Here is a 23,698-nt window from a genome sequence, read left to right on the forward strand (position 1 = left end):
CAACGTAGCGGCTCACAGGTCGTGGCCGAGGGCCTCGGCGAGGTCCTGGACCAGGTGGTACGCGGCATCCGGGATCACCGTACCGGGCGGGAAGACGGCCGCGGCGCCCGCCTCGTGCAGCGCCGGGATGTCGCCGGGCGGGATCACCCCGCCCACCACGATCATGATGTCCTCCCGGTCCTGCGCCGCCAGTTCCTCGCGCAGCGCGGGCACCAGCGTCAGATGTCCGGCGGCCAGCGAGGAGACGCCCACCACGTGCACGTCCGCCTCCACCGCCTGCCGGGCGACCTCGGCCGGCGTCTGGAACAGCGGGCCGACGTCCACGTCGAAGCCCAGGTCGGCGAAGGCCGTGGCGATCACCTTCTGGCCGCGGTCATGGCCGTCCTGGCCCATCTTGGCGACCAGGATGCGGGGCCGGCGCCCCTCGGCCCGCTCGAACTCCGCCACCAGGTCCCGGGTCCGGTCCACGCCGGAGGACGGCCCTGCTTCGTCTCGGTACACACCGGAGATCGTACGGATCTGGCCCGAGTGGCGCCCGTAGACCTTCTCCAGTGCGTCGGAGATCTCACCGACGGTCGCCATCGCGCGGGCGGCGTTCACGGCCAGCGCCAGCAGGTTGCCCTCCAGTCCCTGACCAGGACCGGCCTCTGCGGCGGCGGTCAGCGCCCGCAGCGCGTCCTGGCAGGCCGCCTCGTCGCGCTCCTCGCGCAGGCGCCGCAGCTTGTCGATCTGCTGTGCGCGCACGGAGGAGTTGTCGACCTTCAGCACGTCGATCTGCTCGTCGGTGTCCACCCGGTACTTGTTGACGCCGATCAGCGCCTGCCGCCCCGAGTCGATCCGCGCCTGCGTACGGGCCGCGGCCTCCTCCACGCGCAGCTTCGGGATACCCGCGTCGATGGCCTTGGCCATGCCGCCTGCCGCCTCGACCTCCTCGATGTGCTGCCAGGCCCGGCGCGCCAGGTCGTGGGTGAGCTTCTCGACGTACGCGCTGCCGCCCCACGGGTCGATGACCCGGCAGGTGCCCGACTCCTGCTGGAGGAAGAGCTGGGTGTTGCGGGCGATGCGGGCGGAGAAGTCGGTGGGCAGGGCCAGGGCCTCGTCCAGCGCGTTGGTGTGCAGCGACTGGGTGTGGCCCTGCGTCGCGGCCATCGCCTCCACACACGTCCGCGTGACGTTGTTGAACACGTCCTGCGCGGTCAGCGACCAGCCGGAGGTCTGCGAATGGGTGCGCAGCGACAGCGACTTGGGGTTCTTCGGGTCGAACCGCTGCACCAGCTTGGCCCACAGCAGCCGGGCGGCACGCAGCTTGGCGATCTCCATGAAGAAGTTCATGCCGATCGCCCAGAAGAAGGACAGCCGCGGCGCGAAGGCGTCCACGTCCATCCCCGCGTCGATGCCCGCCTTCAGGTACTCCACACCGTCCGCGAGGGTGTACGCCAGCTCCAGGTCGGCCGTCGCGCCCGCTTCCTGGATGTGGTAGCCGGAGATGGAGATGGAGTTGTAGCGCGGCATCTTCTGCGAGGTGTACGCGAAGATGTCGGAGATGATGCGCATCGAGGGGCGCGGCGGATAGATGTAGGTGTTGCGGACCATGAACTCCTTGAGGATGTCGTTCTGGATGGTCCCGGCCAGCTTCTCGGGCGGTACGCCCTGCTCCTCGGCGGCCACGATGTAGAGCGCGAGGACGGGCAGCACCGCGCCGTTCATCGTCATCGACACTGTCATCTTGTCCAGCGGGATGCCGGAGAAGAGCTGCCGCATGTCGTAGATCGAGTCGATGGCCACGCCCGCCATGCCGACGTCACCGGTCACCCGCGGGTGGTCGCTGTCGTAGCCGCGGTGGGTCGGCAGGTCGAACGCGACGGACAGGCCCTTCTGACCGGCCGCCAGGTTGCGCCGGTAGAACGCGTTGGACTCCTCGGCGGTGGAGAAGCCCGCGTACTGCCGGATCGTCCAGGGCTGGTTGACGTACATCGTCGGGTACGGACCACGCAGGTACGGCGTGATGCCCGGGTACGTCCGCAGGAAGTCCAGCCCGGCCAGGTCCTCGCCGGTGTACAGCGGCTTGACCTCGATGCCCTCGGGCGTCTCCCACACCAGGTCGTCGACGCCCTTGCCGGTGGCCTCCTGGACGGCCGCCGCCCACTGGGCCGCGTCGCCTTCGGGAGCCTGCTCGCCCAGTTCGACCGTGCTGAAGTCCGGGATGGCGCCCGCCTGCCCCGTCGCGCGCTCCATCACGCCACCTCCATGACATCCAGGGCCGAGGACAGCACCCCGACCGCGTCGCAGCCCGCGAAGACGAAGGCGTCCACTCCGGCTCGTTCATATGCTTCCCGCTGCTCGCCCGGTTTCCCGGCCAGCAGCACCTGCCGCGCGCCCGCCGCCTTGAGCGCCGCCGCGACCTCGGCGGCCTGCTCGGCGTACAGCGCGTCACTCGAACACAGACAGGCGATACCCGCGCCGCTCGCCGTGAACGCCTCGGCCACCGACTCCGCGTCCACCGAGACCGGGTCGTGCACCGGCTCGATGCCGCCCGCCTGGAGGAGGTTGGAGGCGAAGGTGGCGCGCGCGGTGTGCACCGCGGCCGGGCCGAGCGCCGCGAGGAACGCCTTCGGGCGGCCGCCGGTGGCCGCCAGGTGCGCGTCCGAGCGGGCGCGCAGCGCCTCGTACGCCTCGTCCCGGCGCACCCGCGGCAGTCCGCCGCCCGCCGGTACGGGCGCGGGCTCGCGCTCCACCGCCGGCTCGGCCAGGAACGGGAACTCGCTGACGCCGGTCACCGGTTCGCGGCGGTGGGCCAGAGCCTTCGACCGCTTGCGCCAGGTCGACGCCAGCCGCTCGCCGACCATCCCGGAAGCGAGCGCCGCGGCCTGCCCGCCCACGGCCTCGATCTCCTGGAACCAGCCCCAGGCGGCGCGGGCCAGCTCGTCGGTCAGCCGCTCCACGTACCAGGACCCGCCCGCCGGGTCGATCACCTTCGACAGGTGCGACTCCTCCAGCAGGATCGACTGGGTGTTGCGCGCGATCCGGCGGGCGAACGCGTCCGGCAGGCCGAGCGCCGCGTCGAACGGCAGGACGGTGACGGCGTCCGCGCCGCCCACCCCGGCGGAGAGACCCGCCACGGTGGTGCGCAGCATGTTCACCCACGGGTCCCGACGGGTCGTCATGACGGTCGAGGTGACCGCGTGCTGGCGCTGCGCCCGCGCGGCGGGGGCGGCCCCGCACACCTCGGCGACCCGCGACCACAGCCGCCGGGCGGCCCGCAGCTTGGCGATCGTCAGGAACTGGTCGGCGGTCGCCGCGTACCGGAACTCCAGCTGCGCGCAGGCGGCGTCCACGCCGAGGCCCGCCGCGGTCAGCTCCCGCAGATAGGCCACGCCGGTGGCCAGCGAGCAGCCCAGTTCCTCGGCGGTCGAGCCGCCCGCCTCGTGGTACGGCAGCGCGTCCACGGCCAGCGCCCGCATCCGCGGCGCCTCGTCGGCGCAGCGCCGGGCCAGCCCGGCCGCCGCCTCCAGCCGCCCGGCCAGGCCGTCCGCGCGGCCGGTGCGGGCCACCGTGCCCAGCGGGTCGGCGCCCAGGGTGCCCGCCGTCTCGGACGGTGCCACGCCCTTCGCGTCGCAGAGCCGGAACCAGGCGTCGGCCGCCGCGGCGAAGTCCGCGCCCGCGTCCAGGGCGACGGCCGCCAGGTCGAGGTAGACCCCGTCGAGCGCGGTGGGCAGGTCCGCCGCCGGCACCCCGCCGTCCCCGACGGTCAGCCACAGCGAGGTGACGCCGTTCTCCAGGTCGGCCAGGACCGCCTCGTTGGCGCGCCGCGGATCGGTGTCCGCGTGGCGCTGCCGGACGGCCCAGCCCGCGACGGTGCTGCCGGTGGCCCGGCCGGCCCGTACGAACGGGGGAATCCGGGGCGGCCGACGGCATCGGCGGCGGGCGCGTCCTCGGCGGTGTAGAGCGGACGGACCTGGATGCCGTCTTCGAGCGCGGTGGTGAGCACGTCTTCGGCGGCGGCGCCGGTCGCCTCCGCGGCGCCCGATTTGCGCAGTACGCCTTCGACCAGGCGCTGCCACTGCTCACGGTCCGCGTCGGGGAACGCGGCGGCCAGAGGGAGTTCGGGGGACTGGGCGGTCATGGCAGCAGGCTAGGCGAACGGTCGTTAGCCGCAGCAGGGCATCGGGCTGTGACCTTGCACTCGTTGACCTGGGATTGCTCCATTGGGAAGCTCTACGATCGCCCTTCCGGGCGGGTGCGTACCCGCGAGTAGTGGCGTCGGGGCGGGCGGATCGCCGCATTTTCGGCAGGTCGGGGTGGCTCGCGACCGCAGCGCGGCCGGTTCTGTACGGTGGGCGGCCCGTCACCGTGACGAGGAGGGACATGCGTGTGCCGGTGAGGCGAGGCGTCGCCGTGGCGGCGGTGCTCGCCCTGATCGCTGGCCTGGTCCTGCTGCTCACCCTCCCCGGCGAAGAGGGCCCGGCGTGCACCGGACGGAAGATCGGCTCATGGGCCGCCGAAACCCGCTTCACCGGCGAGTTCACCCGGTACGGCAACGACAACACCCGCGTGGACGACTGGACCGGCGGCGACGGCACCCACTCCGTACGGCTGCCCGACGGCCGGACCCTGTGGATCTTCTCCGACACCTTCCTCGACCGGGTGCAGCCCCCGCCCGGCCCGTACGGGCAACCGCGCCCCTGGCGCTCCTCCGACACCGGCCGCGAGCCCGCCCTGACGCACAACTCCCTCGTGGTCATGGACCGCGCGGGCCGTCTGGAGCGGACCCTGACGGGCAGCACCGGCACCGGCACCGGACCGTTCTTCCCCGACACCCCGGACGGCTGGCGCTGGCCGGTGCAGGCGCACGTGGAACCGCGCGCGCCCGGATCACCCGAACAGGTCGTCCGGGTCCTGCTCTGGAACCGCACGCCGGGCCAGGGCCCCTGGGTCTTCGGCGTGCCCCGCGCGACCGAGATCGCCACCCTGTCCCTACCGGACCTGCGGCTGGAGGGCATCACCCCGGCCGTCGACCAGACCTCGGTACGGGACCCGGGGGACCGGGTGCTGTACGGCACCGCGTCCGTGCGGGACGGCGCGTGGACGTACGTCTACGGCGGCGACGACGGGCCCGACCGGGCAAGCTCGAACGCGTACCTCGCCCGGGTGCCGACCGGGCAGCTCGGGGAGGCCGGGGCCTGGCGATTCTGGGACGGGCAGGACTGGCAGCCGCAGGCCGGCCGGGCGGCTCCGGTGATCCGCGAAGGCCGGGGGCGCGGCGTGGGCAGCGCCTTCACCGTCGTACGGGACGGCGGGACCTGGGTGCTGCTGACGATGGACGACCCCGGGCCGCCGGGTGACGGCCTGTCGGCCGTCACCGCCTACTGGGCGTGCTCGGCCCAGGGGCCGTGGCACGGACCGGCCGGGCGGATCACCCCGCCCCGGCCGGCCGACCCCACCGGACAGCAGCGCGTCGCCGTGTACAACCCGCAGGCCCACCCGGAGTTCACGGCCGACGGCGCGCTGCTGGTCAGCTACGACGTCAACTGGCTGGGCCCGCCGGGTGCCCCTCCGTGGCCCAGGTCAACCGCGACGTCGAGCTGTACCGGCCGCGCTTCCTGAGGCTGCGGCTGGACCGCGGATGACACTCCGGCGCGACGGCGCGACGGCGCGACGGCACGACGGCGCGACGGCACGACGGCAGGACGGCGGGCCCGCCGGTCAGTCGGTCTTCGGACCCGACCGGAGCGAGCAGCGCAGCGAGAACGGGTGCCCGGCCGGATCGGAGTAGACCCGCACCTCGCGGGGACCGGAGTCCTCCTTGGTGTCCAGCGGTCGCGCGCCGAGACTGACCGCCATGCGCTCGGCCTCGTCCATGTCCCCCTCGTCGACCAGCAGGTCCAGGTGTGCCTGGAGCGAGCTGTCGGGACGCGGCCAGGTCGGCGGCGTCATGTTCAGATCGCGGCGGAAGGAGATCACGGTGCCGTTGGCGACGACCTCCACCCGGTCCGGCAGGTGTTCCCTGCGCACCTCGCCCTCCAGGAAGTCGGCGTAGAAGTCCGCCAGCTTCTCCGGGTCGGCGCAGTCGAGCACGATGACGGCGGCTTTGACCAGTCCCATGGCATCTCCTCGGCCCCGTGGGCCCTCCTCGGCAGGGCACCGTCGGCGGTGCCGGCCGCGCGGCGCGCGGGCCGGGACGACGAGTACCGCGGTCAGGCCGGTTCACTCCCGCCGCGGGTGGCCGGTGCGGTCATCAGCGGCAGCACCACGGCGGACGGGCGGCCCGGCTCGTGGAAGACCTCGAACCGGATCGGCCGGCAGGCGACGGCCGACGCGGCCGGCGCACCGGTCCCGTGGTGGCGCGCGAACCGCGGGAACGCGCCGCCCGCCACCTGCACCCGCAGGCAGTGCCCGCGCAGGAACCGGTAGCCGGTCGGGTGCATCTCCACCCGGGCCGCCACCACCCCGTCGGCGTCCGCCGCCGGTGAGCCCGGGCGCAGCCGCAGGATGCCGTCGGTGACGTTGCGCGAGACGCCCGCCCGGTCCACGTCGCACAGCCGTACGAAGACATCGCCGTACCCGGAGTCCGTACGGACGTGCACCACGGCCGACACCGGGCCGATCAGGTCGAGGTCGCGGGGCAGCGGAGAGCCGGTGAAGACCAGCACGTCGGGCCGCCGTTCGACGGCCGTGTTGTCCTGCTGCCGTATCTCGCCGGGCAGCAGCAGCGGGCCGCCGGTCGACGGGGTCGGATCGGCGCCGTGATACGTGAACCGGTCCGGCGTACTGCCGGGCGGCTCCGGCCAGTCGAGCCCGCCGGACGGCTGGAGGCGCAGCGGTGTCGGTACGGACTGCGGCGGCGGCCAACGGTCGAAGTCCAGCCAGCGGCCCGCCCGCTGGAGGTAGAGCCGGACCGGCGACTGGTGCAGCTGCGTGGTGTCCCCGGCCAGCTGGGCGCTCAGCCACGACACGTGGTCGGTGAGCGTCGCCTTCAGCGCGCCGCGGTCGTGGGCCCACGGCCCGATCGTGATCCGCGAGCGGTGCCCGGCGGCGGTCAGCTCGGTGAAGTCCCGCAGCTGGTACGGCAGGAAGAGGTCCCACCAGCCGGTCACCATGCTGGTCGGCGTGGTCATCCGCAGCGCCGCCGCACTGTGGTCGATCGGGGCCCAGAAACCGTCCTCCGGCTCCGCGTGCGCACTGACCTCGCGCAGGAAACGCTCGGGCCGCCCGATCGCCGCGAGGTCGGACTCGCCGACCGGCAGCGTCCGCATCGCGCGCTGCACCCTGCGGGTCTGCAACGGGTTGGGCAGCAGCCCGCCGAGCGGTGCCTCCTCCTGGGTGCCCGTCGCGGAGGACCACACCAGCATGTTGTGCAGCGCCAGCACACCGCCCGGGTAGAAGGCGGCGGGGAAGTCGGACGTGGTGATGCCCAGGCACATCGCTTCCAGCGGCGGGTCGAGGTACGGGCCGACCGCCCACTCCGCGTGCCCGAGGTAGCTGGCCCCGGCGGTGGCCAGCCGGCCGTCGCACCAGGCCCGCGCGCGCAGCCACGCCGCGGTCGCCAGCCCGTCGTCCTTCTCGTTGACGAAGGCCCGGAACTCACCGCCCGAGCCGAAGACACCGCGTACGTTCTGCGCGACCACCTGGAAGCCCCGCCGTACCAGCACGCCTGCGAACAGCTTGATGTCGGGCTTGTGCTTGCCGTACGGCGTACGCAGCAGCACCACCGGCAGCGGCCCGGCGCCGCGCGGCCGGTAGCGGTCGGCGAGCAGCACGGTGCCGTCCCGCATGGGAACGCGCAGGTCACGTACGCACTCGATGTCGGGTGTGACCGGCTCGGGCATGTCCAGGTACCGGTCCACCAGGCGGCCGAACGCCCGCCCGGTCCGGTCCCGCAGCATGGATTCCGCCATCGGACCCTCCCATCGTCCGTCCTGGCCGCGCCCCGGGGAGAGGTGTCACACAGCGTCCACGCGTGTCACTTTCCGTGCGGTTCCGGAGATCACCCCGGGGGATCCAGTGTCCGGCTTTCCGCCGGATCGCGCATGTACGCGCTCAGGAGCCGGGCCCCGGCACCGGCCGAGCGGCGCGCAGCAGGTCCGCGGCCCGTTCGGCGATCATCACCGTGGGGGCGTGGGTGTGGCCCCGGGTGACGGACGGCATCACCGAGGCGTCCGCTACCCGCAGGCCCGTCACCCCGCGCACCCGCAGCCGGGGGTCGGTCACGGTGTCGTCGCCGGTGCCCATCCGGCAGGTGCCCACCGTGTGGTAGAGCGTTTCCGCGAGGGCGCGCACCGTCTCCCCGGCGGCCTTGTCGTCCTGCTCCCCGGGCCACGGCTCCAGTGGCCCGGTGACGTGCGGGGCCAGCGCCCGCGTCCCGTACAGCCGCTCCGCGAAGCGGACCCCGGCCAGCAGCCGCCGCAGGTCCGCCTCGGACGTCAGATAGCCGGGATCGATGACCGGCGGCGCGTCCGGGCCCGGCCCGCCCAGCGTGATCCGGCCGCGGCTCTCCGGTCGCAGCAGGACGATCCCGATGGTGACGCCGTGCTCGGTCGGTGCCTCCAGGCCGTGCCGGACGAACGGGACCGGCGCGAAGATCAGCTCCAGGTCCGGCGCGGTGCGCTCGCCGGCGCTGTGCAGGAACGCGACGGCCTCGCCGATGTTGGAGGTCAGCGGGCCGCGCCGGGACAGCAGGTAGCGCGCGATGTTGGCCGGGGTGTCGGCGCCGGTGAGGGTGCGGGGCAGCGCGGTGCGCATCAGGACCGGTACGGACAGGTGGTCCTGGAGGTGCCGGCCCACGGCGGGGACCTCGGCCACCGGCTCGATCCCGGCGTCCGCCAGCTCGCCGGTGTCACCGATGCCGGAACGCAGCAGCAGGTGCGGTGAGCCGACCGCGCCGGCGCACAGGACGACCTCGCGGCGGGCCCGCAGCACGCCGCCTGGCAGCTCGACCCCGTACGCCCGGCCGTCCTCGAACAGCACCCGGCGGGCCTGCTGCCCCGTGACGACCCGCAGGTTGGCGCGGCGCAGCGCCGGGCGCAGGTAGCCGTCGGCCGCGCTCCACCGGCGCCCGCGCCGCTGGTTGAGCGGGGTGGGCGCGCAGCCGCTGTGGTCCGGGCCGTCGGGTGCGGCGAGCCGCGGCAGGCCCGCCTCCGCGCAGGCGTCGAGGAAGGCGTCGGTCAAGGGGTGGAAGCTGCGCGCGGGGGAGATCCACAGCGGGCCCGCGGTGCCGTGCGCCGTCCCGCCGGGCGGCCCGGCCCAGCGCTCGGCGCGGCGGAAGTAGCGGGCCACCTCGTCCCAGGACCACTCCTCGCCCGCGGTCTCGGCCCAGCCGTCGTAATCGGCGCGGTGGCCGCGCACCCACATCATCGCGTTGAGCGACGAGGAGCCGCCCAGGGTCCGGCCGCGCGGCCAGTACAGCTCCCGCCCGTGCAGGCCCGGCTGCGGGGACGTGGTGAAGTTCCAGTCGTACGGGGTGCGGAAGAGCTTGGGGAACGCCGCCGGGACGCGGACCTCCTGTCCGCGGTCCGGTCCGCCGGCCTCCACCAGCGCCACCCGTACCGTCGGGTCCTCGGACAGCCGCGCCGCGAGGACGCACCCCGCTGATCCGGCGCCGACGACGACGTAGTCGTGCGCCTGGTCGTACCGCACCGCACCGGCCATCCGAGACCGCCCTCCCGATGCCTCGACGTCCCGTCCCGTACCCGTACTTGCCGGTAGTGATCGTAGGGCAAGCGGGTGCGGGCGTCAGGACGGCGGCGCGACGGGCGGGCGGGCCGTCAGTCCGGCTGCGCGCTGGAGGGGCTGGGCTGGATGAACGGGAAGGCGTTGGTGCCGCCGCACACCATCGGGCCGACCTGCACGCCGCCGCCCTGGAGAGTCACCAGGACGTCCGACGGGCTGCGGCTGCCGGGCACGGAGGCGTTGGCGGCGGTGCACACCAACTGGCTCATGGACGGGGTGTCGAGCCGCTTGGCGTTCATGGGCACATGGACGGTGATCCTGCCGTTCTCCGTCTCCGCGGTGACCGGGCCCGGGAGCACGGGCAGCACGTTGGTGAGGCCGCGCTGCCGTTCGGCGTCGTTGGGACCCTTCAGCAACAGGTTGATCGCCTCCTCGGGGCCGACCGGCGCGGTCGCCGGGCGGCTCGCGGGACGCAGCCCGGTCGGGCCGAGGAAGTACAGCTGGACGTCGGGCGCGGGCTTGCCCGGCGCCTTGAGACCGTGGGCGGGCTCGCCCGCGTCGATCACACCGGTCGGCGCGATGCCGCAGCCGGCGAGGGCGCCTGCCGACAGAGCGCCCAGCGCGCCCAGCAGCAGTCCGCCCAGCGCGATCCGCCGGGTCAGCCGGGTCCGCGCGGAGTTCGGCACGCTCACGTCTGGTCCGCCTTCCCGGCCGGCGCGGCCGCCGGGCTCTTCGCCGGGCGGTCACCGCCGCCCGCCGTGTCCTGACCGCCGTCCGTACCGGCGGAGCCGTTCCTCGTACGGTCCCCAAGCGCCCGGTCGGGTTTTCCGGGCGTCTCCGGGGCATCGGCGGCGGTGCCCGTCTCCTGCCCGGGCAGCGGCAGTTCCACGGTGAACACCGCGCCGCCCTCGGGGCAGTTGGCGGCCTGCATGGTCCCGCCGTGCAGCCGTACGTTCTCCATGGCGATCGCCAGGCCCAGCCCGCTACCCTCGGAACGGGCGCGCGCCGAGTCCGCCTTGTAGAAGCGGTCGAAGACGTGCGGCAGGACCTCGGGGTCGATGCCGGGACCGCTGTCCACGATCCGGATCACCAGCCGCCCGTCGCCCGGGTCCGGCGCCCGCAGCAGTACCCGTACCGGCTCCCCGCCGTGGTGCAGCGCGTTGCCGACCAGGTTGGCCACCACGACGTCCAGCCGCCGCGGGTCCAGCCGGGCCCGTACGCCGTCCGGCAGTTCGGTGCCCACCCGGTCCTGCCAGGCCCTGGCCTGGAGCGTCTTGCGGATCGTCTCGGCGACGTCCACCTCGTCCAGGTGCAGCGCGGCGGCCCCGGCGTCGAAGCGCGAGACCTCCATGAGGTCCTCGACCATCCGGGCCAGCTTGCCGGTCTCCTGGCTGATCAGCCGGACGGCGGAGGCGGTGTCGGGGTCGAGGGCGTCGGCGTCCTCGTCGAGCACGTCGGTGACGGCGGTCATCGCGGCGAGCGGCGTGCGCAGTTCGTGCGAGACGTCGGCCGCGAACCGCCGCGCGTTGGCCTCCATCCGGCGCAGGTCCGCGACGCTCTCCTCCAGCTTGGCGGCCATGTCGTTGAACGTCCGGGACAGGTCGGCCAGCTCGTCGGCGCCCTTGACCTCCAGCCGGGTCTCCAGCTTGCCCTCGGCGATCCGCCCGGCGGCCTGCCGCAGCCCGCGCACCGGCCGCAGCACACCGCGGGCCGCGAGCAGCGCCGGGACCACGGCCAGCCCGAGCACCGGCAGGGCGCCCCGCTGCGCGGCGCTCACCAGCGCCTCGACGTTGGCCTCTTCCGCGCGCAGCGGGAGCTGGGCGTAGACCGACAGCGGGGACGCCGTACGGGTCTCGGTCTGCGACTGCATCACCGGCATACCGATCAGCAGCCACGGGTCGCCGTCCCGGTCCACCCGCTGGAACGCCGTCACATGCCGCTTCTCGACGGAGTCCCGCAGCTCCTCGGGGACGATGACGCGGCGGCGCACCCGGCTCGGGTCGTTCTCCGCGACGCCCTCGTACCGGACGTAGACGTCCCAGTCCCTGGCCTTGCCGGAGCGGTCGAGCTGCCGGGTGAACTCGTCGACGTCCGCCCGGGTCGGCGGCACGGCGAGGTCGGGCGCCAGCGAGTTGACCTGGCCCCGCAGATCCTGGATCGCGGTGTCCTGCGAGCGCTGGAGGATGGCGTTACGGGCCTCACGGTAGGTCAGCGCCGCGGTGGTGAGCGCGCTGACCGCGGCGACCAGCAGGAACGCGACGACGAGCCGGGCCCGCAGCCCGCGCGGCAGCGAGCGGGCCAGCGTGGTCCGCCGCATCCGGCCGGCGGACCAGGGGCGCTTCACAGGGGGCCGAAACGGTAGCCGAAGCCGCGTACGGTCTGGACGTACCTGGGGGAGCGCGGGGTGTCCTCGATCTTCGTACGCAGCCGCATCACGCACGCGTCCACCAGGCGCGCGTCACCGTGGTAGCTGTGCTCCCAGACGTGCTCCAGCAACTGCTGACGGCTGAAGACCTGGCCGGGGGTCGCGGACAGGAACAGCAGCAGTTTCATCTCCGAAGGGGCCAGCGGGAGGTCGGTGCCGCCCTTGGAGACGACGAGTCCGGCCCGGTCCACGGTCAGCTCGCCGTAGGTCTCCACGGGGGCCGGGCCCGGCTCGGCGGGGCCGGCGGCGTCCCCGTCGGCGGGCAGCGCGGTGCGCCGCAGCACCGCGCGGATCCGCGCTTCCAGTACTTCGCCGCGCGCGGGCTTGACGATGTAGTCGTCGGCGCCCGCCTCCAGGCCGAGGACCACGTCGAGGTCGTCGCCGCGGGCGGTGAGCATGATGATCGGCAGCTGGCGGTCGGCGCGGATGCGCCGGCAGACCTCGAAGCCGTCCTTGCCCGGGAGCATCAGGTCCAGCAGCACGATGTCGGGGCGGAAGGCGGGCAGGAGGTCCAGGCCGTCCTCACCGCTGGCCGCGGCCGCCACCTCGTGGCCGCGCCGGCGGAGCGCGAGGGTGACTCCGTCGCGCACGGCGGCGTCGTCCTCGATCAGAAGTACTCGGGGCATGGCACCAGTATCAATAAGTTTCATGATGGATCGGTAACAGGTGGATCCTGACCGCAATTCTTCGCATCTGTCGTACTGCAAGGCAGTGAACGCGCGAGCGCGCCGCAGGGGAAGCGTACGGCGCCGACGGAGGCGTCCGTACCCGGGTCCGCGGTGGCCCGCGCACGGCAGTGAGGGACGGGATTCGCATGGCACGGCACGGCAGGCGGAGCGGCATCATCGGGGGAGCCGCGGTGGCGGTGGCGTCGCTCGGGGTGGCCGGCTATCTGACCTTCGGGCAGTCCGGTGCCACCTCCGAGGCGCACGCGGGCCCCACCGAACAGGCCAAGCCCGCCCCGGTCGACCCGAGCATCGTGCACGCCTCCGACCGGCCCGGCAAGAGCCTCAACATCACCATCGACGACGGCCCGGACCCGGTCTGGACCCCCAAGGTGCTGGCCACGCTCAAGAAGTACGACGTCAAGGCCACCTTCTGCATGATCGGCCCGCAGGCCGCGGCCCACCCGGACCTGGTCAAGCAGGTGGCGGCGGCCGGCCACAAGCTCTGCGACCACACCATCAGCCACAACACCGGCATGGACCACCGGCCCGAGACGTACCAGTCGCAGCAGGTAGTCGACGCCCAGCAGATGATCGAGAAGGCGGCCGACGGCCCGCGGGTCGACTACTACCGGGCGCCGGGCGGCGCGTTCACCCCGTACAGCAGGAAGCTGGCCGCCGAGCACGGGATGCGCCCGCTCGGCTGGAACGTGGACAGCAAGGACTTCGAGCGGCCGGGCACCGACGCGATCGTGCGCACGGTGCGCCGCGAACTGCGCAACGGGCCGACCGTCCTCTTCCACGACGGCGGTGGCGACCGCAGCCAGACGGTCGCGGCGCTGGACCGGCTGCTGCCGTGGATGAAGCAGCAGGGGTACGGGTTCGGGTTCCCGAAGCGCTGACGCGTGGCGGGTGGCGGCGCCGGGGGCCGGGCAGGGCTGGGCGCCGGGCGCCGCTCATCACCCGTCGGGCGGGCCGGGCTCCGCGTCTCACACGTCGCCGAGCAGCTCCGCGAGGCCGCGGTCCACGTCGAGGAGTTCCCGGCCCGCGGGTACGGCCTGGTACGTGCGGTCCAGGAAGCGGCTCAGCTCGGCGGTGTCGACCTGCACCATCGCGACGCCGTCCTCGACGTGGAACTCCAGCACCGTGCGGCCCCGGCCCACCGGGCGCACCCGTACGTCGCCGCTGCCCGCCGGGGACCGCAGACCCTCGGCGAGGAGTTCGCGGGCGAAGGCCCAGTCGACCGCGGCCCCGTCCAGCGAGATCTCCGGCGGGAAGGTGATCCGCACCGCGAGCGGGTCGGCCGGGTGGTAGTGCAGCACGGCCGGCACGGTCCGGGAGCCGGGCGCGGTCGCGATGAGACGTACCTGGACGGCTTGGTCGATGACACTCTGCACCGCGGCTGCTCCCTTACGGCTGTCGGGTCGGGACATGGCTTTCACCGTGTAGGACGGTGTGCCCGCCCGGGCCGTGCACGTGACAGGGGTGTGATTTATGTCATGTCCAGGTCGTCATGGTTGGTGGGCAACGCGTGGGTTGACAACGGTTTGTGATCAGCTCCGGTGCAGGTCCGGCCGGGGCTTCGCGGGACCGTGCGCCAGGAACTCCTCCAGGATTCCGGGCGCCGCGGCCGCCGCCAGGGCCGGAGCGTCGTCCGCCGGGATGTCCCGTACGTGATAACCGTCCTCGCCCGCGGCGACCGCGGCGGTGAGGGTGACCAGCCCGGCCCGCCGGCTGAACGGCGTACTGGAGAACGTCCAGGCCGCGACCGCCTCGCGCTGGAGCACGACGGTGTCCCGGCTGAACGTGCCGGAACGCGCGACCAGGTAGGGCCCGTCGAGCCCGTGCCCCAGGCCGCGGTACGCGTCCCGGGCCAGCCACAGCACCACCGGCACCGACACCAGCGCGAACACCCAGGCGCAGTGCAGGAGTACGGGCGTCAGGAGAGCGCCCGGCACCGCGAGGGCGAGGGTGCCCGGGACCGTCACGCAGAGCAGCCCGCGCATCCGGCGGCGGCGCAGGGCCGCGCGCGGATGCCCACGGAGGCCGGTATCGGAGAACCCGGTACGCAGTGTCCCCGAGGCCGTGCGCATCGCCTCGGCGCGCGGCGCGGGCGGCAGGATCACACTGCGCTTGCGGTTCTCCTCCTTGTTGCCCAGGCCGCCCGCGACCGCGCGGACGGTGGCGCCGCCCCCTGCCCGCAGCAGCAGCGGCTCGCGCAGGACCACACCCCGCAGCCGGGCCCGCTCGATGGTCACCGACCGGGTGGTCAGCAGGCCGCGGCGCACCCGCAGCGTGCGTGCGTCGGTCCATTCGAGGCGGAACTTCCACCAGCCCTCGACGTAGAGGGCGAGCGCCCCGACCGTGCCCAGGGCGACGACGGCCAGCAGCGCGACCGGGATCGTCACCCAGAGCGCCCGGGCGCCGAACTCGTCGAACGCGCTACGGACGATGCCCAGCTTCCACGGCTTGATACCGGCGCCGTCCAGGACGCGGTAGACACCGCCGGCCGCCGCGAAGACGCCGCCGATGACCCAGAAGGTGAGCGGTGCGTAGCGCAGCCACCGCCAGTTGATACGGGAGACGACCGGGTCCTCGTCCGTCGCCCGGACGTCGGCACGGGCGAGCAGCGCGGTCCGCAGCCGCTCCGCGTCGGCCGTCGTCAGGGCCTCCAGTGAGAGGTCGCCGCTGCCGTCCGCCGAGCCCGCGGTGCCGGCCCGCAGGACGGTGACGCCGAGCAGCCGGTGCAGCGGCGAGGCCGTCAGGTCGACCGTGCGGATGCGGTGCAGCGGCACGGACCGCAGCCGCCGGGTCAGCACCCCGCTGCGCACCTCGAAGGAGTCGTGGGTGACGCGGTAGTCCGTACGGGCCCAGCGGACCGACCCGATCACGGTCAGGACCGCGAAGGCGGCCGCGATGGACGCCAGGGTGATCCAGGCGCCGGTCCCGATCCGGCCGCCGGTGGCCAGCGCGGTCAGCGCGAGCGAGCCGAGCGGGGCGGCCAGCCAGCCGCAGTGCACCAGGAGGGTGCGCCGGTCCAGCCGGTGCCACTGGGGTGGCGCGCCGGTGACGGGAGTGGTGGCGGCGGTCATGCGGCATCACCCGGCACGGCCTGCGCGGCCTCGCCGATGCGCCGCGACAGCTCCTCGGCGTCCGCGTCGGACAGCCCGGCTATCTTCACGTCGCCCGCGGTGGAGGCGGTGGTGACGGTGACCGTTGCGAGCCCGAACCGCTGTTGCAGGGGGCCGCGCACGGTGTCCACGGTCTGTACCCGCGACAGCGGCGCGATCCGCCGCTTCTGCCAGAACCAGCCGCCCGCCGCGTACACCGCGCGGCTGCCCAGCTCCCAGGCGTGCACGGAGTACCGCCACCGCGGCATGACCAGCAGATAGCCGAGCGCCGGCAGGACCAGCACGACCAGCAGGAGCGGGGCGAGCCAGGGCAGGGCGCCGGGGAAGAACAGCACCGAGCAGACCGCCAGGGCGAGCGCGGTGAGCAGCGTCGGTCCGCTGACCGTCAGCAGCGCCTGGACGGTCCACCAGCGGCGGGCGCGGGGGTCGACCCGGTTGCGGGGTGGCCGCAGCAGGGGGTGGCGGGTGCGGACATGGGGAGCCCCGTTCTTTGCAAGTCGCCTGTATTGAGTAGCGGTACGTTATAACGGTACGAGCGACTTGTAAAAAGAAGGCGAGGCCACGGAACACGTGCCGAAGAAGGTGGACCACGAAGCGCGGCGCCGGGAGATCTCCCAGGCGCTGTGGCGGATCGCGAGCACCCGGGGCCTGGAAGGGGCGAGCCTGCGGGACGTCGCCGCCGAAGCGGGCATCTCCCTCGGACGGCTCCAGCACTACTTCCGCACCAAGGACGAAATGCTCGTCTTCGCGCTCCGCTACATCGAGACCCTCGCCCAGGAGCGCATCCGCGCCCGCATCGAAGCGCTGGACGGCGAGCCCACCCCCGCGACATCCTGCGCGCCTGCCTGACGGGAATGCTGCCCCTGGACGAGCAGAGCCGCATCGGCTTCCTGGTGGGCGTGGCCCACTTCCACCGGGCCGTCCACGACGCCACCCTGCGCGCCGACGTCCGCGACGGCATCCCCAAACTGCGGGACCTCTTCGCCGACCAGTTGCGGCAGGCGATGGAACGCGGCGAGGTGCGCCCGGACCGGGACGCCGACGACGAGGCGATGCTGCTGATCAGCCTGGTCGACGGACTCTCGACGTACATCCTGCTGGACGTCCACACCCCCGAGAAGGCCGTCCAGCTCCTGGACATGCGCCTGGCGCAGTTGTTCGACGGGGCAGGGGCGGGCTGATGCCGGGGGTGTGGACGCGGCCGGGCTGACGCAGGGGGTGCGGACGAGGGGTGTTCTCAGAGACGGGTGCCCTCGGCCGCCGGCAGCGCGTCGAGTGCGGCCAGCGCGGTGGGCGACAGGGTGACGTCCGCCGCGCCGGCGTTGTCCACCAGGTACTTCGGGGTCTTGGTGCCGGGGATCGGGACGACGTACTGCCCTTGGGCGAGCACCCACGCGAGGGCGACCTGCGCGGGGGAGGCGCCGTGCTCCCCGGCGATGGCCCGGACCTTGCCCACCAGCTCCAGGTTGGTCTTGAGCGCGTCCTGCTGGAAGCGCGGCAGCCGGCGGCGGAAGTCGTCCTGCGGCAGCTCGTCGAAGGAGGTGATGCTGCCGGTCAGGAAGCCGCGGCCGAGCGGCGAGAACGGCAGGAAGGCGATGCCCTGCGCTTCGCAGTACGGCACGACCTCGTCCAGCGCCTCACGGGTCCACAGCGACAGTTCGGACTGTACGGAGGCGACCGGGTGCACGGTCTGCGCGCGCCGGATCTCCTCGACGGTCGGCTCCGACAGGCCGATGTGCCGGGCCTTGCCCGCCTGGACGGCCTCGGCCAGCGCGCCCCAGCTCTCCTCGACCGGCACCTCGGGGTCCACCCGGTGCAGCTGGTACAGGTCCACGTAGTCGGTGCGGAGGCGGCGCAGGCTCTCGTCGATGGAGCGGCGGATGTGCTCGGGGCGGCCGTTGCGGACCAGCGCGGTGTGGTCACCCGGCCGGCCCGGGAGGACTCCAGTCCGACCTTCGTGGCCAGTACCGCCCGGTCCCGGTACCCGCCCGCCAGCGCCTGGCCCACCAGCTCCTCGTTGGTGTACGGGCCGTAGACATCGGCGGTGTCGATGAGCGTGACGCCGAGGTCGACCGCCTGCCGGAGCACGTCGACGGACGTCGCCTCGTCCCGGCCCGCCGGGTCGTAGGCATGCGTCATCCCCATGCAGCCCAGGCCGATGACGCCGACCTCGGGCCCGGTGCTGCCGAGCGTGATGGTGCGCATGATGAGGCTCCTCAGGACGAGTGCTGGATCGTTTCGCTGATCACTCTTCCTGTTGAAGCGCACTTGAAGTCAAGCGGTCGCCGGAGGGGAGACTCCCGGGACGCGGTCTCCCCGGCCGGCGAACGGCTCTCGGTCACGAGGAATCGGCCACCTGTCCGGATGCGACTGAGGCAGAACGGCCGCACCCGGCGGCCTACGCCTGGCGCAGCAGGGCCGCGAGGTCGCCCTCGACGTCGAGGTGGCGGGCCTCGCCGCCCAGCGGCACCACGCCGTACGACCGCATCAGGAAGCGGCGCAGGTCGCGGGCCGGGAACTGCACCATGGCCAGGCCGTCGGCGGTGTGGAACTCCAGCATCGTGTTGTCCGGGCCGCACGGCCAGATGTGCACGTCCCCCTGGCCGGACGGCTCCCGCAGGCCCTCCGCCAGCAGGTCGCGGGCGAACGTCCACACGACCTCCGCCCCGTCCAGCGACGCCGCGGGCGGGAAGACGACGTGCACCGCCAGCGGGTCGGCGCTGTCGTAGCGCAGCCGGGCGGGGACCTTCCGCGAGCGGGGCACGGTCGCGATCAGTCGGGCGTGTACGGCTTGGTCGATGACGTGGGGCATCGCCGGCTCCCTGGGTGCTTGTGCGGACGGGTCTCTGCCTCTACGACCCGTAAGACGCGCCGCGTATTACGCCAGTGCACCGAATGGCCGCGTGAGGTGCGTCACGAACTTTGATTGCGGCGATATGTGCTCCTTACGCTTGCGAAATCCAAGCAAGGCCGTCAGAACCGGAACGGGTCTGCCCGCAAGTGAGAGCCTGTGACCGGACCAGGGCGCCCGGCCGGGGCCGCGACGCGGTTCCGGGTGCCGGCGGCGACACGTCAGGGGTTGCCCGTTCATGTCCGAAACATCCGCAGGGTCCCCGGCATCGGCGGCGGACGACTACACCCGGCTCTACGAGCGCGAGCACCCGCGCCTGGTCGCCTACGCACGGTCGCTGACCACCAGCGCCTGGCTCGCCGAGGACCTCGTCGCCGAGGCGCACTTCCGGGTCTGGCGCCGCATCCGGTCCGGTCACCGCATCGACAACGTCCCGGCCTACCTCCGCACCACCATCCGCCACCTCGCCTCGGCCGTCGGCGCGGCCGCCGCCCGCGAGATACCGCAGGACCCCGAGGACGGCCGTCCCTGGCCCGGCACCGGCCCGGCGGCCGAGCACGACGACCCGGCGCAGCGCGTCGCCTACGTCGATCTGCTCGCCCGCGTCATGGAGCGGCTCCCGCAGCGCTGGGTGACGGCGCTGTGGCTGGCGGAGGCCGAGGACCAGCCGCTGGAGGCGGTCGGCAAGGCGATCGGGGCGGGCAAGGGCGCCACGGCCGTGCTGCTGCACCGGGCCAGGGAGGGCATGCGGCAGGCGTTCCTCGGCTCGATGCCAGGCACTCCGGACGACCCGGCGTGCGAGGTGCACTGGCAGCGGCTGCCCGCGTACGTACGGGGCGAGGCCACCGCGAAGCAGGCCGACGGGGTCACGGGCCACCTCGCGGACTGCCCCGACTGCCGGGCCCGCATGGCGCTGCTCACCCGGGCCAACGACCGGCTGCCCGCGCTCACCGGCCCCGCGCTGCTGGTGCTCCTGGCGGGCGGTTCGGCGAAGTTCCTGCTCCCGCTCGCCGGGGCCGGGGCCGCCGCGGCCGGAGGCGCCCACGCGGCCGGGAGCGGCGCGGCCACGTCCGTACAGAACGCGCTCACCGCCGTACGGAGATCCGTGCGGCATCTGCTGCGCGGCCAGATCGGGCAGGCCGGGCCGGTGGCCGCCACCGCGGCGGGTGTCGGTGTCGCGGTGGTCGCGGGCGTGGCGGTCGCCGCGGGCATCGCGCTGACCGGCGGCGCCACGGCGCCGACGGCCGAGCGGACGGCAGCGGCTCCGGACGGGGGCGGCGGCGCGGGCCGGGCGGTGCCCGGCGCCACGGCGGAGCGGTCGGCGACCTCCGTATCCACCGGCGCTCCGGCGGTTCCGTCGGCACCGGCGGCGCGAGACACGGCGAGTACGCCGCCGGCGCCCCGCGCGGGCACGACCGCTTCGCCGGCTCCCGGGCCGTCGGGATCGCGGGCACCCGCGCCGTCCGCGACCGGGCGGCCCGGCCCCACCCCGGTGCCCACGGGACCGGCGACGAGCCCGGCTCCGGACCCGACGGCGTCCGGACCGACCGGCAGCCCCACGGCACGGCCCACCCCCGTACCCACCCCCACCCGCACACCGCTTCCGACGATCACGCCCACTCCGACGGTCTCGCCCACCCCCACCACCGGCCCGACCCCGCCCGGGCACTGCCTCTGGACCTGGCGCTGGGGCCCGGTCCGGGTCTGCCGTATCGGCTGACGCCGCGGCTTCAGTCCGTGACCGTGCTGCGGTTCTCGTAGGCGAGGTCGCCGTACTCGGGGTGCCTCGCCATCCACCCCGCGACGAACGGGCACACGGCCAGCACCCGCACCCCGTCCGCCCGGGCCGCGTCCAGCGCGTGCCGTGTCAGCGCCGAACCGACGCCGTTACCCTCGTACACCGGGTCGACCTCGGTGTGCACGAGGGCGATGAGCCCCTCGGCACGCAGATAGGCCGCCACGCCCGCCACCTCACCGCCGAGCCTGGCCTCGTAGCGGTTCGCGGCGCGGTCGTCGGTCACCGTCACCGGGGCCGGCGCGTTCATGAGCGGATCTCCTGCCGGTCCATCGCCGTCTCCTCCCGCTTCGCCCCCGGCTGCTTCCGCACCCCTGTTCAGCACAGTAGGAGCGGCGCCGGGCCGGCGCGAGGCGAGGCGCGCACGGAGGCGCGTACGGGAATGTCTGGACGGGGCGTCCCGGCTGGGCTAGCTTCCAGCGTCATGAGGGTCATGGGGAAGCCGGGACAGCCAGGACGGCCGGGGCGCGGGAGACGCGGGCGCGGAGTGTGGGCGGTGGCCTGCGCCGCGGTGCTCGGCGTCGCGGGCGCGGCTCCCGTGTCGGCGCAGCCGTCCGCCGACGCCCGGTCCACCGCGGGGCCGCTGACGGTGTCAGGGGTGCTGGGCGGCGGCTGGGACGAGAAGGACAGCGACAGCGACGCGCGCTTCCGCGGCCTGGCCGCCGTGAGCCGCAGTACCGCCTGGGTCGCGGGCACCGGCGGAACCGTGCTGCGCACCCGCGACGGGGGCGACCACTGGCGGGACGTCTCGCCGCCGGGCGCCGGGAAGCTGGAATTCCGCGACATCGAGGCGTTCGACGCACGGCACGCCGTGGTGCTGGCGGCCGGCGAGGGCACGGCGTCCCGGGTCTTCCGTACGGACGACGGCGGCGCCACCTGGACCGAGAGCTTCCGCAACACCGACCCGCGCGCCTTCTACGACTGCATGACGTTCTTCGACAGCAGCCACGGCATCGCGCTGGCCGACCCCGTCGACGGGGCGTACCGCATCCTGTCCACCGTCGACGGCGGCCGGAACTGGCGGGTGCTGCCCACCCGCGGCATGCCGCCCGCCCAGCCCGGCGAGGCGTCCTTCGCGGCCAGTGGCCAGTGCCTGGTCAGCTCCGGCGCGTACGACGCGTGGTTCGCCACCGGCGGCGCGGCGAAGAGCCGCGTCCTGTACTCCCCGGACCGCGGCCGCAGCTGGACCGTCTCCGAGACGCCGGTCCCGGCGGGCGACCCGGCGCGCGGCGTCTTCGGCCTGGCCTTCCGCGACCGTACGCACGGGCTCGCGGTCGGCGGCGACCACCGCACCGGCAGGCCCTCGCCCAAGGCCGCCGCGGTGAGCGCGGACGGCGGCGCGTCCTGGCAGGCGTCCGCCCGGCCGCCGAAGCGCTACCGGTCCGGGGTGGCCTGGTTCCCCCGCACCACGCGCGTCGCCCTGGCCGTCGGGCCGACGGGCAGCGACGTCACGCTCGACGGCGGCCGGTCCTGGCACACCTTCGACCGCGGCTCGTACGACACCGTCGACTGTTCCGCCGACTCCGGCTGCTGGGCGGCGGGGGAGGACGGGCGCGTCGCCCGCCTGGAGCCGTGACGTAGCGGCCCGGCGGACGCGCGGAGACCGTCGCTCCCGGCCTCAGGCCACCCGCGCCGACACCGCCACGACGTGCGGCGCCGCCAGGTAGCGCGCGAACAGTGACGCGCTGCCCTCGGCGGCGGTGCGCGGCAGCTGCCAGGCGATGTCGGTGAACCCGGCCTCCGTCAGGGCCCGTTCGTGCGCCTCGCGGGACCAGTAGTAGGCGGTCACCTGGAACGTTTCCTCTTCGGCCCGGCCGTGCAGCCCGACGGGGTCGCCGTCCCGCAGGTGGGCGTCGGCCACGGTGAGGTCGAAGCCGTAGGGCCGGTAGTAGTGGGGGACCGTCGCCAGGTCCGGGTTGAGCGTGGCGGCCACGAAACGGCCGCCCGGGGCGAGCGTGTCGCGGGCGGCGGCGCACAGCCGGGTGAGAGCCGCCGGGGTGGCGGCGTGGGACAGCGCGTAGACGGCCACGGTCACGTCGAAGGCACCGTCGAGGGCGTCGGTGGTCGCCGCGTCCAGGACGCGGTACGACACGCCGAGGGGCTCCACCTCCTCCCGGTGCCGGGCGTGCGCGATCATCCCGGGCGACCGGTCGACACCGAGCACCCGGCCCGCCCCGTTACGGGCGAAGAAGCGGACATAGTGCCCCGAGCCGCAGCCGAGGTCCAGGACCCGCCGCCCCGCCACGCCGTCCGCCGCGGCGAGGACGGAGGGCATTTCGATGTGCCGTCTGAAGGGCAGCTCGTCGATGCTGCGCTCGTGCAGCGCGGCCATGCCGTCGAAGGAGGAAGTCATGACGCTGCCTCAGGAGTACGGGTCGCCGGGCGACGGGGCGGGCGGTGGACGGGCGGGCCCCGGGAGGCCCGCGGCCTACGGAACGCATCATTCCGTAGCCGGCGGGTGTTCCCGGGGAGGCACCGGGCGAACGGACGGCGTGCCGCCCGGTGTCCTGCTCGCCCATCCGCCCCCTCTCGCGGCCGTCAGTCCAGCAGGCTCCCCAGCCGCCCCTCCAGCAGCACCAGCAACTCGGCCAGTCCCTCGGACAGTTCGGCCCGCCGCTTGCCGTCGATGCCCTCCAGCAGACCGGCCTCGTAGCGCAGTTGCTCGGGCAGCAGCCGGTCGATGACCGCGCGGCCCTCGTCGGTGAGCGAGAGGTGCGAGACCCGCCGGTCCCGCTCGTCGGGCCGCCGCGCGACCAGCCCGCGGGTCTCCAACTGCCGTACCCGCTTGGTGACCGCGGCCCCGGAGGCGAACGTCTCACGCGCGATACGGCCCGGCGTCAGCTCACGGTCCATCCGCCGCAGCGTCCCGAGGATGTCGAACTCCGGACGGGTCAGGCCCTCCCGCCGCAGCGGCGCGTCGGCCGCCTGCTGGAGCAGCGCGGAGCAGCGGTTGAGCCGCCCGATCACCGCCATCGGACCGGTGTCCAGTCCCGGATGGACCTGCTGCCACTGCCGCAGCACCCCCGCGACGATGTCCTCGGTCACACGCACCCCTTCTTCCCGGGCTCTCCCGGCCCCCGTCGGCGTCCTGCTTCGCGTACGGCGTGCCGCGGACCGCCGTACGGGCCCCGCGCCGCGCCCGGCCAATTCTGCCTGGTGCCGCTT

At 74.1% G+C, this 23,698-nt stretch carries 19 protein-coding genes and 3 pseudogenes; 6 read left to right on the forward strand and 16 right to left on the reverse strand.

Annotated elements, in window-relative coordinates; translation table 11 throughout:
* Positions 1-12: 12 nt before the first annotated feature.
* A complete protein-coding gene (scpA, locus tag ACEXOX_RS39885; RefSeq protein WP_406525595.1) occupies positions 13-2,235 on the reverse strand; it encodes a methylmalonyl-CoA mutase in 2,223 nt (740 codons plus the stop codon).
* Positions 2,235-4,123 (reverse strand): annotated as a pseudogene (locus ACEXOX_RS39890) (methylmalonyl-CoA mutase family protein). Before ACEXOX_RS39890 ends, scpA begins: the two are co-directional and overlap by 1 nt.
* Before the next feature lie 242 nt (positions 4,124-4,365).
* Between ACEXOX_RS39890 and ACEXOX_RS39895 the strand changes: the two are divergent.
* Positions 4,366-5,627, forward strand: a pseudogene (locus ACEXOX_RS39895) (DUF4185 domain-containing protein).
* 76 nt (positions 5,628-5,703) lie between these two features.
* On the opposite strand, the gene ACEXOX_RS39900 reads toward ACEXOX_RS39895, so the two are convergent.
* The 6 genes from ACEXOX_RS39900 to ACEXOX_RS39925 form a co-directional block, all read right to left on the reverse strand.
* Positions 5,704-6,102 (reverse strand): VOC family protein, encoded by a 399-nt coding sequence (locus ACEXOX_RS39900; protein WP_406525596.1) that lies wholly within the window; start codon positions 6,100-6,102, stop codon positions 5,704-5,706.
* Between the two features lie 92 nt (positions 6,103-6,194).
* The gene (locus ACEXOX_RS39905; RefSeq protein WP_406525597.1) at positions 6,195-7,895 is read right to left on the reverse strand and encodes a CocE/NonD family hydrolase; all 1,701 of its coding nucleotides are present in this window, start codon (positions 7,893-7,895) and stop codon (positions 6,195-6,197) included.
* 142 nt (positions 7,896-8,037) lie between these two features.
* The gene (locus ACEXOX_RS39910) at positions 8,038-9,645 is read right to left on the reverse strand and encodes a GMC family oxidoreductase (protein WP_406525598.1); all 1,608 of its coding nucleotides are present in this window, start codon (positions 9,643-9,645) and stop codon (positions 8,038-8,040) included.
* 116 nt (positions 9,646-9,761) lie between these two features.
* Positions 9,762-10,358 (reverse strand): hypothetical protein, encoded by a 597-nt coding sequence (locus ACEXOX_RS39915; RefSeq protein WP_406525599.1) that lies wholly within the window; start codon positions 10,356-10,358, stop codon positions 9,762-9,764.
* Positions 10,355-11,983: an ATP-binding protein gene (locus ACEXOX_RS39920; RefSeq protein WP_406526627.1), complete on the reverse strand. Its 1,629-nt coding sequence runs from the start codon at positions 11,981-11,983 to the stop codon at positions 10,355-10,357. Before ACEXOX_RS39920 ends, ACEXOX_RS39915 begins: the two co-directional genes overlap by 4 nt.
* Positions 11,984-12,006: 23 nt before the next feature.
* Positions 12,007-12,717 carry a response regulator gene (locus ACEXOX_RS39925; protein ID WP_406525600.1) on the reverse strand — a complete coding sequence of 237 codons (711 nt, stop codon included), beginning with the start codon at positions 12,715-12,717 and terminating at the stop codon, positions 12,007-12,009.
* 188 nt (positions 12,718-12,905) lie between these two features.
* Between ACEXOX_RS39925 and ACEXOX_RS39930 the strand changes: the two genes are divergently transcribed.
* Positions 12,906-13,658 (forward strand): polysaccharide deacetylase family protein, encoded by a 753-nt coding sequence (locus ACEXOX_RS39930; protein ID WP_406525601.1) that lies wholly within the window; start codon positions 12,906-12,908, stop codon positions 13,656-13,658.
* Positions 13,659-13,745: 87 nt separating this feature from the next.
* On the opposite strand, the gene ACEXOX_RS39935 is transcribed toward ACEXOX_RS39930, so the two are convergent.
* The 3 genes from ACEXOX_RS39935 to ACEXOX_RS39945 form a co-directional block, all read right to left on the reverse strand.
* The gene (locus ACEXOX_RS39935) at positions 13,746-14,153 is read right to left on the reverse strand and encodes an SsgA family sporulation/cell division regulator (protein ID WP_030021750.1); all 408 of its coding nucleotides are present in this window, start codon (positions 14,151-14,153) and stop codon (positions 13,746-13,748) included.
* A 156-nt stretch (positions 14,154-14,309) separates the two neighbouring features.
* Positions 14,310-15,848 (reverse strand): PH domain-containing protein, encoded by a 1,539-nt coding sequence (locus ACEXOX_RS39940; protein ID WP_406525602.1) that lies wholly within the window; start codon positions 15,846-15,848, stop codon positions 14,310-14,312.
* Positions 15,845-16,342, reverse strand: a complete 498-nt coding sequence (locus tag ACEXOX_RS39945) for a PH domain-containing protein (protein ID WP_406526628.1) — start codon at positions 16,340-16,342, stop codon at positions 15,845-15,847. Before ACEXOX_RS39945 ends, ACEXOX_RS39940 begins: the two co-directional genes overlap by 4 nt.
* Positions 16,343-16,457: 115 nt before the next feature.
* Here ACEXOX_RS39945 and ACEXOX_RS39950 point away from each other — a divergent pair, with 115 nt between their 5' ends.
* Both ACEXOX_RS39950 and ACEXOX_RS39955 read left to right on the forward strand, forming a co-directional pair.
* A complete protein-coding gene (locus ACEXOX_RS39950; RefSeq protein ID WP_406525603.1) occupies positions 16,458-16,736 on the forward strand; it encodes a TetR/AcrR family transcriptional regulator in 279 nt (92 codons plus the stop codon).
* Between the two features lie 5 nt (positions 16,737-16,741).
* On the forward strand, positions 16,742-17,068 hold the full coding sequence (locus tag ACEXOX_RS39955) for a TetR family transcriptional regulator C-terminal domain-containing protein (protein ID WP_406525604.1): 327 nt from the start codon (positions 16,742-16,744) through the stop codon (positions 17,066-17,068).
* Between the two features lie 56 nt (positions 17,069-17,124).
* Here ACEXOX_RS39955 and ACEXOX_RS39960 read toward each other — a convergent pair.
* A pseudogene (locus tag ACEXOX_RS39960) lies at positions 17,125-18,092 on the reverse strand (aldo/keto reductase).
* Positions 18,093-18,285: 193 nt separating this feature from the next.
* Entirely contained in the window at positions 18,286-18,699 is a 414-nt protein-coding gene (locus ACEXOX_RS39965) for an SsgA family sporulation/cell division regulator (RefSeq protein ID WP_030021745.1), read from the reverse strand.
* Positions 18,700-18,976: 277 nt separating this feature from the next.
* On the opposite strand from ACEXOX_RS39965, the gene ACEXOX_RS39970 reads away from it, so the two are divergent.
* The gene (locus tag ACEXOX_RS39970) at positions 18,977-20,458 is read left to right on the forward strand and encodes a sigma factor (protein ID WP_406525605.1); all 1,482 of its coding nucleotides are present in this window, start codon (positions 18,977-18,979) and stop codon (positions 20,456-20,458) included.
* Between the two features lie 10 nt (positions 20,459-20,468).
* Here ACEXOX_RS39970 and ACEXOX_RS39975 read toward each other — a convergent pair whose 3' ends face one another.
* Entirely contained in the window at positions 20,469-20,783 is a 315-nt protein-coding gene (locus ACEXOX_RS39975; protein WP_406525606.1) for a GNAT family N-acetyltransferase, read from the reverse strand.
* 183 nt (positions 20,784-20,966) lie between these two features.
* On the opposite strand from ACEXOX_RS39975, the gene ACEXOX_RS39980 reads away from it, so the two are divergent.
* Positions 20,967-22,109 (forward strand): WD40/YVTN/BNR-like repeat-containing protein, encoded by a 1,143-nt coding sequence (locus tag ACEXOX_RS39980; RefSeq protein WP_406525607.1) that lies wholly within the window; start codon positions 20,967-20,969, stop codon positions 22,107-22,109.
* A gap of 42 nt (positions 22,110-22,151) precedes the next feature.
* Here the strand turns inward: ACEXOX_RS39980 and ACEXOX_RS39985 are convergent, their stop codons facing one another.
* Together ACEXOX_RS39985 and ACEXOX_RS39990 are read right to left on the reverse strand one after the other, a co-directional pair.
* Positions 22,152-22,886 carry a class I SAM-dependent methyltransferase gene (locus ACEXOX_RS39985; protein ID WP_406525608.1) on the reverse strand — a complete coding sequence of 245 codons (735 nt, stop codon included), beginning with the start codon at positions 22,884-22,886 and terminating at the stop codon, positions 22,152-22,154.
* Positions 22,887-23,071: 185 nt separating this feature from the next.
* Complete coding sequence (locus ACEXOX_RS39990) at positions 23,072-23,578, reverse strand: MarR family winged helix-turn-helix transcriptional regulator (RefSeq protein ID WP_406525609.1); 507 nt, start codon at positions 23,576-23,578, stop codon at positions 23,072-23,074.
* Positions 23,579-23,698 lie beyond the last annotated feature (120 nt).

This window comes from Streptomyces sp. Ac-502 (assembly GCF_045222935.1).
Lineage (GTDB): Bacteria > Actinomycetota > Actinomycetes > Streptomycetales > Streptomycetaceae > Streptomyces > Streptomyces monomycini.